The organism is Lysinibacillus sp. HST-98 (assembly GCF_016757845.1).
GTDB lineage: Bacteria > Bacillota > Bacilli > Bacillales_A > Planococcaceae > Lysinibacillus > Lysinibacillus capsici.
Window position 1 is genome coordinate 250,521 of the sequence record NZ_JAENHX010000006.1, and the last position, 12,995, is coordinate 263,515.

The following is a 12,995-nucleotide window of genomic DNA, read 5'->3' on the forward strand; positions in this document are numbered from 1 at the left end:
GTTCCTCTTGTTCCTTTTTTCATTTTTTCGGCAATAAAATGCCGTTTAAATTCGTCCGTATAGGTGATCGCTTTCTCACTAGCCGTTTGTACATTTGAGTTACAGTTTAGCTGTTCTTGTTCTTTTTTTAAAAATATCTTTTGGTCATTTCACTCTACTCCAACATCTTTTTTCTCATTATAAACAAAAGTACCCTATAAGATAGACTTTTTTTAAAGTGTCTATCTTATAGGGTACAATTTAATCACATCATAGTTATTTTATTTTAAAATTGCGCTGGGTAAGCACCTGACCTTGGAATAGGATTACTCCAATTCCAATAATGAATGTGTGGTAAATAATGTAAATCCTCTCCGTTATGGAAATAATCAATATCTTGTTTTGCCTTGCCACTTTCATCAAAATAACGTCTTTATTTTATTTGACCACTTGAGATTAAATCCAAAATCCGTTGTCATTACAACTGGCTCATTCGTTTTAGGGTTAGTAGGATGTTTAAGACCTAATTCATCTGCAATGACAATTGTTTCTTCCAACGGCAATAAAGGAAATTGTTCTCGAATATCAACAACAAAACCAGAATATTCAGTTAAATAAAAGTAGTTTCGTTTCAAATCTGATAGAAATTCATGTTGCCTATTTGTTTTGATACCTTTTAAACGAGTGGATCCTCCCAATGAGGAAACATCTTGAATATTTAACCATGGTTTATAATCGGCACCTATTCCCGAACCACGCCCTTCTTTAATCCACTTTTCAACTTTAGATGTTCTAGTTCTTTTAGACATAAAAAACACCCCTTTGGCTAAAAAATAACCAAAGGGGTAAAGCTTCGCAACATCTTTACAAACATCGTAACTTTATTTCAAAGCTACACATATATTAAATCTAATTTTTGTTCTTACTCAACAGTTACCGATTTAGCTAAGTTACGTGGTTTATCTACATCACAGCGTCGGTGAAGTGCAGCATAGTAGCTAATTAATTGTAAAGGTACTACTGATACAAGCGGTGTTAGTAATTCATGAACATGTGGAATGACTAAACGGTCGCCATCTTCATCAATGCCAGCCATCGCGATAATACATGGATATGCACCACGAGCCGCTACTTCTTTGACATTACCACGGATGTTTAATCCTACTGATGCTTGTGTGACAAGCGCAAACACAGGTGTACCTTCTTCGATTAAGGCAATTGTTCCGTGCTTCAGTTCTCCACCAGCAAAGCCTTCTGCTTGGATGTACGAAATTTCTTTTAGTTTTAAGGCACCTTCAAGGCTGACATAGAAGTCCATATTACGGCCAATGAAGAATGCGTTGCGTGCAATTTTCAAGTAATCTTCTGCAATGTCTTCTAGCACATCTTTTGAATCAATAATTGTTTGGATGCCATTAGCGGCAATCGCAAGCTCTTGTTTTAAATCAAATTCTAAGCCTTTGCCATTTGCCTTTGCTGTCACATAGGCTGCTAATGCAAGTACTGCTACTTGTGCCACATAAGCCTTTGTAGATGCTACAGCAATTTCTGGACCTGCATGTAATAACAAGGTATGGTCAGCTTCACGTGATAACGTAGAGCCAGGTACATTGGTAATCGTTAATGTTGGATAGCCCAGCTCTTTAATTTTTACAAGTACTTGACGGCTATCTGCTGTTTCACCTGATTGTGTAATGAAGATAAATAATGGTCTTTCTGAAAGTAATGGCATGTTATAGCCAAATTCACTAGAAATATGCACTTCTACAGGGATACCAGCCATTTTTTCGAAATATTGTTTACCAATAAGTCCCGCATGATAGCTTGTGCCCGCTGCAATAATATATAAACGATCTGCTGCTCGTAATGCTTCTAAAATCTCCCCATCAATCGTTAAATCACCATTGTCACCTTCATATGCTTGAATGATTTTACGAATAACTGTAGGCTGCTCATCCATTTCTTTTAACATATAGTGTGGATATGTGCCTTTTTCAATATCACTCATATCAAGCTCAGCCGTATAGGGTGCACGCTCTACTACAGTACCATCTAATTTTGTAATTTCCACACTTGCTTTGTGTACGATAACTACCTCTTTATCGTGAAGCTCTACGTATTGATCTGTTACCTGTAGCATCGCCATTGCATCTGACGCAACAACATTGAAGCCTTCACCAATTCCAACTAGAAGTGGTGACTTATTTTTTGCTACAAAGATTGTATCTGCTGCCTCTGCATCTAATAGTGCCAGTGCATAGGAGCCATGTAATAGAGATAATGTTTTACGGAAAGCGTCTGCAGTGCCTAGACCATCTTTCACAAATAACTCTACTAATTGCACAATAACCTCTGTATCTGTATCAGATTTCATTGGAATGCCTTTTAAATATGTTTTTTGCAATAAGTGATAGTTTTCGATAACCCCATTATGCACAAGTGTAAAGCGTCCTGATGCACTTTGATGTGGGTGAGCATTTAAACGATTTGGCACACCATGTGTTGCCCATCGAGTATGACCAATACCAATTTTCGCAGCAACATCTTCATCTACCGCTTCTCGTAAATCTGCAATACGCCCTTTTTCTTTGAAAACCGTTACGCCTTCCTCGTTACGTACTGCAATACCTGCTGAATCATAACCACGGTACTCTAGCTTTTCTAAGCCTTTTAATAAAATTTCCTTTGCATCTGATTCACCAATATATCCTACAATTCCACACATAATTCTCGTCCTCCGATAATGTCAATTTAATGCAATGACAAACTAGGCCTCATCCTATCGAATTTTTTGAATGTACAAGCGATGCTTTATTTTTATAAAAATAAAGCACTCCAATACACACAAGCTACTCAGCCAACTGAATAGCGATCTTCGATATGTGAAGCTTCATCTATTTATCTATTGCTTTTACAATACCTTCTCCATTTTCTGTACATTCAATCACTCAAATGCTTTCAAAATGGAAAATGACAATCGGGTATGTCGATTGGGAGGCATCCGCCGAATTTTCGATAAACCTCCACCTCGTCTGCTGAAGATCTTTTCGTCCGATTTCTTCAGCTCAGGCGCTATAATTGTTTTCCGATTTTGCGCTTTCTTCCCTCCTTAGGCGCACGTTAAAGGATAAGGTCGGACCTCATCTTCAACTTCTCCATCATACTCAATCATATGCTATCCGTCAAATTTTCGTTATAAAAAACACCTAGTCTTAAAGCATTTTCGTGACAAATATGTAGACAAAGCGATACATAAGCACTTTGATAAGCATTGTAATACAAAATAGGCACAAGCATCTAAAATGCTTGTGCCTATCCTTTATTTACTGTCTAATAATTTAACAATTTCTCTATTAAATGCAGGAAGATCATCTGGCGTTCTACTTGTTACAAGCTGTTTTTGACAGACAAATACTTCTTCATCATGGAAGATTGCCCCTGCATTTTCTAAATCCACTTGAATGGATTTATAGCCTGTGGCGTCACGACCATTTAATGTCTTTGCAGTAATGAGAAGTTGTGGTCCATGACAAATGGCAAAGGTAGGCTTCATTTCATCCATAAAGGACTTTGCAAATGCTACTATACGATCATCCGCACGTAATATATCAGGAGAAAAACCACCAGGAATAAATAATGCATCGTAATCTGTAGCTTTTACATCATCAATGCCTTTATCAATTTTCACTGTCTCTCCATGCTTCCCCTTAACTTCCTTGCCCGCTTCGGTATCAATTGTTACTAGCTGATGCCCAGCTGCTTCCAAAGCTTCTTTAGGGCTTGTAAACTCAATGTCCTCAAACATATCTGTTATAACTGTAGCAATTTTAGCCATATCAATTAAACACTCCTTGTTATTGTGACTCCTAATTACTGTTCCCCATCTCGCTTATTTAAAACATTCCTTTCAAATAAGTAAACCCGATTTCCTGTTTACGGAAATCGGGTTTACACTCTATTTCTTATTCTGTTAGACCCATTTCTACACGTACAACATCTGCAATACGCTCGACAAAACGCTCGCAATCCGTTTCTGTTGCTGCTTCCACCATGACACGAACTAATGGCTCTGTACCTGAAGGACGTACTAAAACACGACCATTTCCAGCCATTTCAGCTTCTACCTCTGCAATTACTGTAGCTACTTTCGCATTATCGGTCACAGCATGCTTATCTGTTACACGCACATTGACAAGACGCTGAGGGTAGATTTTCATTTCAGCTGCAAGTTCTGAAAGCTTTTTACCCGTCGCCTTCATAATGTTGACAAGCTGAATTCCTGTCAGTAAGCCATCACCTGTTGTATTAAAATCTAGAAAGACGATATGCCCTGATTGCTCGCCACCTAAATTGTATTCATTCGCACGCATTTCTTCCACAACATAACGATCACCTACAGCTGTTTGTACACTTTGCATACCATTGTCAGCCACAGCTTTATAGAAGCCCATATTGCTCATCACTGTTGAAACAATTGTTTGCTTCTTCAAACGCCCTACCGCATTTAAATGCTTACCAATGATAAACATAATTTGGTCACCGTCAACGATTTTTCCGTTTTCATCTACAGCAATTAAACGGTCTCCATCGCCATCAAAAGCTAAACCAACATCTGCACCTTTTTCAGTAACAAACTTAGCTAGTCCTTCTGGGTGTGTTGAGCCTACACCATCATTGATATTTAAGCCAGTTGGAGAAGCACCCATTGTAGAAATGTCAGCTTCTAAATCAGCAAATAAATGTGTAGCCAAAGATGAAGTTGCACCATGTGCACAATCAAGCGCTACATGGATACCATCAAATTCTTCATCCACTGTTTGCTTTAAGTATTGAATATATTTTTGACCACCTTCGAAATAGTCGCTTACAGATCCTAAATCTGCGCCTATAGGACGTGGTAATGTATCCTCTTGCGCATCAATTAACGCTTCAATTTCCGCTTCCTGTGCATCTGTTAGCTTAAAGCCATCAGGACCGAAGAATTTAATACCGTTATCTGCAACTGGGTTATGTGAAGCTGAAATCATGACGCCTGCATCTGCGCTCATAATTCGAGTAAGGTATGCCACACCTGGTGTTGAAATAATACCAAGACGCATTACCTCTACCCCAATTGATAAAAGACCAGCCACAAGTGCACCTTCAAGCATCTCACCTGAAATACGTGTGTCACGACCAATTAAAACCTTTGGACGGTCAGTTGCATCTTTTGTTAAAACATAGCCGCCTATACGACCAAGTTTAAATGCAAATTCTGGTGTTAATTCACTATTCGCGACGCCACGGACGCCATCTGTTCCAAAATATTTACCCATTCTACTTATTCTCTCCTTCAATGCAAGACAGTGCCTAGTGAGTTTCTATCAAGCATTAGACACTTGTCCGCTTACTTTTGGAAAAGTCTGCTTTTGTTCATTCATTGGTAATTAGTAATATTCCACTCTGCCAGTTTGTTTGATGAAACCTGAATTACAAACCTGATTGGATTTTTGATTTAGAATCAAAATAAAATTATAGTCACATATTGTTTAAGAATCAATATCTTCCGATTCTTCAGTTGACGTATTTTTATCAGTTGGAGTACTCTCATCTGTCACATCAGGTTCTTCAGTTGGAGGTGGCGTTTCATCTGTAGAAGCTGGTGTTTTCTGCTGTTCTTCTCGTTCAACCTTTGTAATATCTGCCTTCACTTTTATTTTCTTGTCAGATATTTTTGTCACACCATCTGGTAATTTTACATCAAATTCATAAGTTTTGGACTCAGTAATTTTTGACAGGTCAACTGTTATTGGAATGGATGTTAAACTGTCAATAATTGATTTTCTACCATACACTTTAATCATTTTCGGTGTAAATGTTAATGAGTTAATGGTAATGTCCTCGGCAGCTTGCCCTGTTTCGTTAAGGACAACTGGGATCTCTCGACTATACTCGGCTATATCTACTTGAACTTTCACAATTTCAGGTTCAATAGTCACGTCTAACTTATTTAAATCTCTATCTAATACTTTTACAGCTGCTTCCTGCGTAAATGATTGCTTCAAGCCCTGCTCTCCTGTAACAGTTGCTTTTACATAACTAATGCTTTCAATAGCACTTTTTGCACCTGTTACATAAACAGTTGGCGGGTTGGCCGTCATTTCTTTTAAGATAAAACCTTCTTCGATTAAACGTTTGTTCATTTCAGGGTCCACTCGGAACTCCTGCGTGACCTTTTCCTCAATATTAACATGAACAGTTGCAGGGTCTAATGTCACCTTTAACTTATCTGAAATATTTTCGTATTGCAGTTTTACATCATGTTCTCCCAGCAATAAATTGCTCAAATCCGCAAATATAGAAAAATCCTTAGCTCCCTTTGCTTTTAAAACCAATGCCATCGGACCTTCTATCGTTACATCCACAGTTTCAGGTAAACCTGTCACAATAAGATTCTCATTATCGTAATAAACATCCACTGGAACATCACGAATAACATCCGTTTGTTCATTTGAGGTAGCTTTATTTAAAGGTGACAACTCGGTACGCACTGAGAAAAAAAGCAAAAACGCTAAAAATAGCGCGATGATTCTAAGTACCCAAGGGCTATCCATCATTTTATCCATTCTTTTTCCCCCTCCAAGTCAACTTAGAGGATGCATTTGATTCTTGTACTGATCCGAACCACATTTTTCTTAATAATGTTTCGAACTCCTCTAGAGAAAGATTTCGATGGAGATTACCATTTAATGTTAAACTAATTGCACCTGTTTCCTCGGAAACAACAATTGTAATAGCATCTGTAACTTCACTTAAACCAAGAGCAGCACGGTGGCGTGTCCCTAACTCTTTTGAAATAAATGGGCTTTCAGATAAAGGTAAATAACAAGCCGCTGCTGTAACTTTATCTTTTTGCATAATAACAGCCCCATCATGTAGCGGGGTATTTGGTATAAAGATATTAATCAGTAATTCTGATGAAATTTCAGCATTTAGCCCTATACCTGTTTCAATATATTCATTAAGACCTGTTTCTTTTTCAATAGAAATTAACGCACCTATTCGACGTTTAGCCATATAACTTACAGACTTCTTCATTGCCTCAATAAGTCTTGTTTGTTCTTCTTCCTCTTGACTAGATGAGCGTTGGAATAGCTTTCCTCGTCCAATTTGTTCTAAACCTCGTCTGATTTCAGGTTGGAAAATAATAATAATCGCTAGGAAACCAAACTCAATAACTTGTTGTAGCATCCAGCCAAGTGTTTGTAACCCTAAAAGGTCTGTTGCAATTCGTGCAATAATAATGACGAATATTCCCTTAAGTAATTGGACAGCCTTCGTACCTTTAATGAGGGTTAAGACTTTATAAACAACGTACCAAACGAGCAGTACATCAATGAAGTTAATAACAATATTCACAGGCGTTAAATCCGTGAAATGTTCGATAATTTGCACGTGGCATCCCCCACTTTTCATTACGAATCCATACACATTCAAGTATATCACATTCTTATCAAATGTAACTTTTTTCAAATAAAAAGTCTACTCAGAAGAGTAGACCTTTCAGCCTCTCACGTGCACTATTTTTTAGGACGTATAGAGTGTTATTTAGTTTCTTCTTTTTCCTCAAATGTCATGGCTGTCTTAACAGAATTTTTAATTGTATACCATAACCATTCAAATACTTCGTCAATTTCTTCGATTCTCCCTGAAACTACCGCTGAAGATGCCATATATTGCCCGTTGATTACTGTGACGTTGCCATCAACTTCTCCTTCAACAATCAAATCGCCATTTTTTACAACAATATCGCCTTTTACCACTTCTCCTTCAGGGACAATCACTGTTTGACCATCCACAACTAAATTAGGTTGCTTGGTTACTGAGAAATGCTGGTCATCCATGAAGCTACCCAATAATGTAGCACTCATGAATAGGCAAAATACTGCTGCTGCCACAAAGAAAGGATGCCGGCGAATCCATTTTTGTATACCTACTCGACTTTTTGGTTTTGGTAAACGAGCCATAACTGCTGCTTCAAAACCCGGAGGCGCTGTAATATGGGAAGCACTCTTCACAAAGGCGATTGTTTCACTCAATTCTTGCATCAACTGTTTACAATCATTACATGTATGCAAGTGTTGTTTCAACTCTTGCTCATGCTCACGACTAATGTCACCGTCTAAATAATCATGCATATAGTCTATAATATGCTCTGGACAAGTATTCATGACGCTCCCCCTCCTACAGATTGTTTAATTGCTTACGTAATGCCTCACGTCCGCGGTGAATTCTCGTTTTCACCGTTCCAAGCGGCATATCTAAAATCTCGCTAATCTCTTGTAACGATAACTCTTCTATATATTTCAATACTATAACCGAACGGTATTTATCCGGCAATCGTCCAATTTCATATTGAATGCGATCTTGCAGCTCCATTTGTTCTAACTGCTCCTCTGGTAGCTGGTCGTCTGCTGCGATTTGCGAATACATATCAAGCCCTTCTGTACCAGCTACTTCTGCATCTAAATAATAATCCGGTTTCTTTTTTCGAATACGGTCAATGCAGAGGTTTGTCGCTATGCGATAAAGCCACGTCGAAAACTTTCTTTTCTGATCAAATGTATGCAAGTTCATATAAGCTCGCACAAAAGCCTCTTGAGCAATGTCTTCAGACTCTTGTTTGTTGCCTAACATTCGATAGCATACTTGGTACAGTTTGTGCTGATAGAGACTCACAATATCGGCAAATGCGTTTTGATCGCCTTTAAGCACTTGTTTTATTCTCTTATTTACTAACGCATCCATTGTGTTGACTTCTCCACCTTTACAACTGTCTTATACTATACGAAGCACCGATAAGAAAAGTTTCGTTTTAATTCAATTATAGCAAAAGATTTTTATGCAATGTGGCAACAGGCAATTTTTTGTCAAATTTTCTTTAAACTAGTGTTTCACCAAATAACGAACCCATTAATGCAACAGCCACATTTGCTGTTGTATTCTTTTCATCTAATATAGGATTTACCTCTACAAACTCTGCTGAAGTTACCATGCCTGATTCTTGTAACATTTCCATCGCTAAATGGCTTTCTCGGTACGTAATTCCGCCTGGAACTGGAGTACCCACACCTGGCGTATAAAGTGGATCTAGTCCGTCTAAATCAAGTGATAAATGTAAACCATCTACATTTCGTTCCTTTAAATAAGCAAGTGCATCTTCCATCACACGCGTCATGCCAAGTCGGTCAATTTCATGCATTGTATATACTTTAATTCCTTGTTGACGAATCAATTCACGTTCTCCCGGATCTACTGAACGAGCTCCAATAATAATCACGTTTTCTGGCTTAATTTTTGGAGCATAGTTGCGAATTTGCACTAAACGTTCATGTCCTAGCCCAATACTAACTGCTAACGGCATCCCATGTATATTGCCTGAAGGTGTTGTTTCAGGTGTATTTAAATCTGCATGTGCGTCATACCAGATAACACCAAGATTTTTGTAATGCTCACCTAATCCAGCTAATGTTCCAATAGCAATGCTATGGTCTCCACCGAATACAAGTGGGAATTTTTTTTGTTCCACTACTTCATGTACACTATTTGCTAATGCAGTACTAACTTCTACAACTTCCTCTAAATTTAGTAATTTTTCATCCACAGCTCCGTCTGCAAGCTTTTGACTAACACGAATATCCCCTTGATCCTGTACATCGTGTCCGATAGCCTCTAAACGTTCAACAATACCTGCATATCGAATAGCACTTGGTCCCATATCTACCCCACGGCGTGTTTGTCCATAATCTGTTGGTACTCCAATAATAGAAATATTAAGTTTATTCATGTTTTTATACCCCCTAAAAGTTATAAGATTATTGTAAAGCCTATATACCACTTGGCTCAACTCTACAAAAAAGTGTATATTTATACATTTAAAAATAACATAAAAAAATCTCCTACTGTTTTCAGCAAGAGATTAGTTATCTGTAGTTAAAATAACACTTTTGAATAATTTTCATTCTAAAAAAGTGAGCCATGAAGGACTCGAACCTTCGACCCTCTGATTAAAAGTCAGATGCTCTACCAACTGAGCTAATGGCTCATAAAAGAAAAAATGGCTGGGGTACTAGGATTCGAACCTAGGCATGACGGAATCAAAATCCGTTGCCTTACCGCTTGGCTATACCCCAATCATTTATAAAACTGGTGGAGGGGGACGGATTCGAACCGCCGAACCCTAAGGAGCGGATTTACAGTCCGCCGCGTTTAGCCACTTCGCTACCCCTCCGAAATAACACTATAAGAATGGTGGAGGATGACGGGCTCGAACCGCCGACCCTCTGCTTGTAAGGCAGATGCTCTCCCAGCTGAGCTAATCCTCCATAGAAACAGGTGTTATATCACAGTTTATTTTCTTTATAAAGCCTATGTTTTAAATGGTGACCCCTACGGGATTCGAACCCGTGTTACCGCCGTGAAAGGGCGGTGTCTTAACCACTTGACCAAGGGGCCAATATTACGTCTTAAACAAGACAAGAATTATAATAACATTTTTAATTAATAATTGCAATGCTTTTTCACAAATTATTTTATGTATTATAGCCTATGAAAAAAGGACAAAAAAATGGCTCCGAAGGCAGGACTCGAACCTGCGACAACCTGATTAACAGTCAGGTGCTACTACCAACTGAGCTACTTCGGAACAATGCTATTCACTTTGGTTTTAGACAACCTCTTAAGTACATTTATTATTATAGCAAGCATTATAAATAATGCAACACATTTTGTGAAAATTTTTATATTTTTTGTCGAAGACTGCTCCCATATCCGTCTGAAAGCATAATAGTTCTCTATTAATTCTAATATTTCTATTTAACGTATTAAATATTCTTGCTGTATATTATTGTAATTGTTAAAATAAAAATAGTTTTATGAATTTTCTATCAAATTTTCTGGGGGAGGATGTTCAAGATGGTATCAAATGATTTAATTGCACCTGAATTTTATAACATCACAGAGGAATTAGAAAAATTTTCGCAAGATAGTGATCGCCAAGCAATACGTTGGTTAAATACACATCAAGAGAGACGTACAGTTTCTTATGTGGAGCTTAACCAAAAAATGAATCAGTACGCAAACGCTTTTACGGAGAAGGGGCTTCAAAAAGGTGATCGTGTATTAGTTATTATTCCTCGACTTCCTGAAGCCTATTTCGTTTTTCTAGGTTGCTTAAAGGCTGGTATCGTACCTATTTCATGTTCAGAGATGCTACGTGCAAGCGATTTAGAATATCGGATGGAACATTCTTCTGCTAGTGCAGTTATTGCTTATGAGGCTTTTACTAGTGAAGTTGATCAAATAACTTCTTCTGTAGACGCATTGAAAAATAAACTAGTGATCGGTGCTGCGAAAGAAGATTGGACTTCTTTAGATGAATTAGCAAGCAAGCAGCCAGCTACATTTACAGCTGTAGCTACTACACGTGATGACATGGCATTCCTTTCTTATACATCTGGTACAACTGGTAAACCTAAAGGCGTTGTTCATTCACATGGCTGGGGATATGCACATATTAGAACTGCAGCTTCAAAATGGCTTTGTGTACGTCAAGGGGACCTCGTGTGGGCAACAGCTGCTCCTGGTTGGCAAAAGTGGATATGGAGTCCTTTTTTATCAACAATCATGCTCGGCGCTACTGCATTTGTCTATCATGGTGGATTTGATGCAAAAACCTATCTTCAATTAATGCAGGATGAAAAAGTTAATGTTCTATGTTGTACACCGACCGAATACCGGATTATGGCGAAAATCGATAATTTACAAGACTACAATCTATCATCTCTACGAAGTGCCGTTTCTGCTGGTGAACCTTTAAATCGTCCAGTTATCGAAACATTTATGAATCATTTTGGACTAAAAGTACGTGACGGCTATGGACAAACCGAAAACACATTATTAATTGGTACACTCGAAAACACAGAATTACGTCCTGGTTCTATGGGTGTTCCAACTCCAGGTAATATTGTACGTATTATCGACAATGAAGGGAAGGAAGCACCAGTTGGCGAAGTTGGTGATATTGCTGTTCACAAATCTTCACCAGCTTTATTTAAAGAATATTATAAAGAACCAGAGCGCACACAAGCTGCATTTCGTGGGGACTGGTATATTACAGGTGATCAAGCAAAATGTGATGAAGACGGTTACTTCTGGTTTGAAGGTCGTGGGGATGACATTATTATTTCATCTGGTTATACGATCGGACCATTTGAAGTTGAAGATGCATTAAACAAACACGAAGCTGTACAAGAATGTGCAGTTGTAGCTGCGCCAGATGAAATTAGGGGGCATATTGTAAAGGCATTTGTTATCTTACGAGAAGGCTTCAAAGAATGTAATGAAGATGAGTTAACAAAGGAACTACAGGAGCATGTTAAAGCGTTAACAGCCCCTTATAAATACCCTCGTAGTATCGTCTTTATTGATGAGTTACCAAAAACGACATCAGGGAAAATTCGCCGTATCGAACTACGAGCTACTACAGTTCATACACACTAAGTTAAGTATCTAAAAAGAAGGCATCCATTGTGGATACCTTCTTTTATATATTTATGAATAAAAAATAGTCGGCTCAAATAAAAAAAGCCACTACTGAGTGTATCAGTAGCGACTTTTTGCGCCTAGCGACGTCCTACTCTCACAGGGGGAAGCCCCCAACTACCATCGGCGCTAAAGAGCTTAACTTCCGTGTTCGGTATGGGAACGGGTGTGACCTCTTTGCCATCATCACTAGACTTTTATTCGACCTCCAATACACGGCGTATTACGGCGTCTTGAAGCTCTCTTTTTTGTTGAAAGAATTATTCTTTCAAAACTGGATAAACGGCACATTGAATGTTTCAAACTTTTTTGGTTAAGTCCTCGATCGATTAGTATTCGTCAGCTCCATGTGTCACCACACTTCCACCTCGAACCTATCTACCTCATCGTCTTTGAGGGATCTTACTTACTTGCGTAATGGGAAATCTCATCTT

At 38.3% G+C, this 12,995-nt stretch carries 9 protein-coding genes, 6 tRNA genes, 2 rRNA genes and 1 pseudogene; 1 reads left to right on the plus strand and 17 read right to left on the minus strand.

The genetic code is table 11. The features are described from left to right. Positions 1 to 443: 443 nt before the first annotated feature. The 15 genes and pseudogenes from JIN86_RS15540 to JIN86_RS15610 form a co-directional block, all read right to left on the minus strand. A pseudogene (locus JIN86_RS15540) lies at positions 444 to 788 on the minus strand (heteromeric transposase endonuclease subunit TnsA); the annotation flags it as partial. Positions 789 to 901: 113 nt separating this feature from the next. Continuing rightward, positions 902 to 2,704: a glutamine--fructose-6-phosphate transaminase (isomerizing) gene (gene glmS, locus JIN86_RS15545; RefSeq protein WP_202342347.1), complete on the minus strand. Its 1,803-nt coding sequence runs from the start codon at positions 2,702 to 2,704 to the stop codon at positions 902 to 904. Positions 2,705 to 3,298: 594 nt separating this feature from the next. Then, on the minus strand, positions 3,299 to 3,814 hold the full coding sequence (locus JIN86_RS15550) for a type 1 glutamine amidotransferase domain-containing protein (protein WP_004225393.1): 516 nt from the start codon (positions 3,812 to 3,814) through the stop codon (positions 3,299 to 3,301). A 127-nt stretch (positions 3,815 to 3,941) separates the two neighbouring features. Then, positions 3,942 to 5,294 (minus strand): phosphoglucosamine mutase, encoded by a 1,353-nt coding sequence (glmM, locus tag JIN86_RS15555; protein ID WP_004225394.1) that lies wholly within the window; start codon positions 5,292 to 5,294, stop codon positions 3,942 to 3,944. A gap of 213 nt (positions 5,295 to 5,507) precedes the next feature. Next, a complete protein-coding gene (locus JIN86_RS15560; RefSeq protein ID WP_004225396.1) occupies positions 5,508 to 6,584 on the minus strand; it encodes a CdaR family protein in 1,077 nt (358 codons plus the stop codon). Beyond that, entirely contained in the window at positions 6,577 to 7,413 is an 837-nt protein-coding gene (gene cdaA, locus JIN86_RS15565) for a diadenylate cyclase CdaA (protein ID WP_004225397.1), read from the minus strand. Before cdaA ends, JIN86_RS15560 begins: the two co-directional genes overlap by 8 nt. A 149-nt stretch (positions 7,414 to 7,562) precedes the next feature. Further along, complete coding sequence (locus tag JIN86_RS15570; RefSeq protein ID WP_004225400.1) at positions 7,563 to 8,189, minus strand: anti-sigma factor family protein; 627 nt, start codon at positions 8,187 to 8,189, stop codon at positions 7,563 to 7,565. Positions 8,190 to 8,202: 13 nt separating this feature from the next. Further along, positions 8,203 to 8,766, minus strand: coding sequence for an RNA polymerase sigma factor SigW (gene sigW / locus JIN86_RS15575; protein WP_004225410.1), 564 nt, complete (start codon positions 8,764 to 8,766; stop codon positions 8,203 to 8,205). Between the two features lie 133 nt (positions 8,767 to 8,899). Next, positions 8,900 to 9,805 (minus strand): arginase, encoded by a 906-nt coding sequence (gene rocF, locus JIN86_RS15580; protein ID WP_131521039.1) that lies wholly within the window; start codon positions 9,803 to 9,805, stop codon positions 8,900 to 8,902. Between the two features lie 185 nt (positions 9,806 to 9,990). Beyond that, positions 9,991 to 10,063: transfer RNA gene (locus JIN86_RS15585), tRNA-Lys, on the minus strand. 13 nt (positions 10,064 to 10,076) lie between these two features. Continuing rightward, a tRNA-Gln gene (locus JIN86_RS15590) sits at positions 10,077 to 10,151 on the minus strand. Positions 10,152 to 10,165: 14 nt separating this feature from the next. Then, positions 10,166 to 10,249, minus strand: a tRNA-Tyr gene (locus tag JIN86_RS15595). A gap of 18 nt (positions 10,250 to 10,267) precedes the next feature. Beyond that, positions 10,268 to 10,343: transfer RNA gene (locus JIN86_RS15600), tRNA-Val, on the minus strand. A gap of 55 nt (positions 10,344 to 10,398) precedes the next feature. Continuing rightward, a tRNA-Glu gene (locus tag JIN86_RS15605) sits at positions 10,399 to 10,473 on the minus strand. 113 nt (positions 10,474 to 10,586) lie between these two features. Further along, positions 10,587 to 10,663: transfer RNA gene (locus JIN86_RS15610), tRNA-Asn, on the minus strand. A 269-nt stretch (positions 10,664 to 10,932) separates the two neighbouring features. Here JIN86_RS15610 and mbcS point away from each other — a divergent pair. Beyond that, positions 10,933 to 12,519: an acyl-CoA synthetase MbcS gene (gene mbcS / locus JIN86_RS15615; protein WP_202342348.1), complete on the plus strand. Its 1,587-nt coding sequence runs from the start codon at positions 10,933 to 10,935 to the stop codon at positions 12,517 to 12,519. A 120-nt stretch (positions 12,520 to 12,639) separates the two neighbouring features. Here mbcS and rrf read toward each other — a convergent pair. Continuing rightward, positions 12,640 to 12,755 (minus strand): 5S ribosomal RNA (gene rrf, locus JIN86_RS15620). A 115-nt stretch (positions 12,756 to 12,870) separates the two neighbouring features. Beyond that, positions 12,871 to 12,995: ribosomal RNA gene (locus JIN86_RS15625) — 23S ribosomal RNA — on the minus strand; the annotation flags it as partial.

What these genes read in the sequence shown, in the direction of transcription:
- glmS (WP_202342347.1), bottom strand. Translation starts at nt 2,704, where the DNA reads ATGTGTGGAATTGTAGGATATATTGGTGAATCAGATGCAAAGGAAATT.
- JIN86_RS15550 (WP_004225393.1), bottom strand. Translation starts at nt 3,814, where the DNA reads ATGGCTAAAATTGCTACAGTTATAACAGATATGTTTGAGGACATTGAG.
- glmM (WP_004225394.1), bottom strand. Translation starts at nt 5,294, where the DNA reads ATGGGTAAATATTTTGGAACAGATGGCGTCCGTGGCGTCGCGAATAGT.
- JIN86_RS15560 (WP_004225396.1), bottom strand. Translation starts at nt 6,584, where the DNA reads ATGGATAAAATGATGGATAGCCCTTGGGTACTTAGAATCATCGCGCTA.
- JIN86_RS15570 (WP_004225400.1), bottom strand. Translation starts at nt 8,189, where the DNA reads ATGAATACTTGTCCAGAGCATATTATAGACTATATGCATGATTATTTA.
- sigW (WP_004225410.1), bottom strand. Translation starts at nt 8,766, where the DNA reads ATGGATGCGTTAGTAAATAAGAGAATAAAACAAGTGCTTAAAGGCGAT.
- rocF (WP_131521039.1), bottom strand. Translation starts at nt 9,805, where the DNA reads ATGAATAAACTTAATATTTCTATTATTGGAGTACCAACAGATTATGGA.
- mbcS (WP_202342348.1), top strand. Translation starts at nt 10,933, where the DNA reads ATGGTATCAAATGATTTAATTGCACCTGAATTTTATAACATCACAGAG.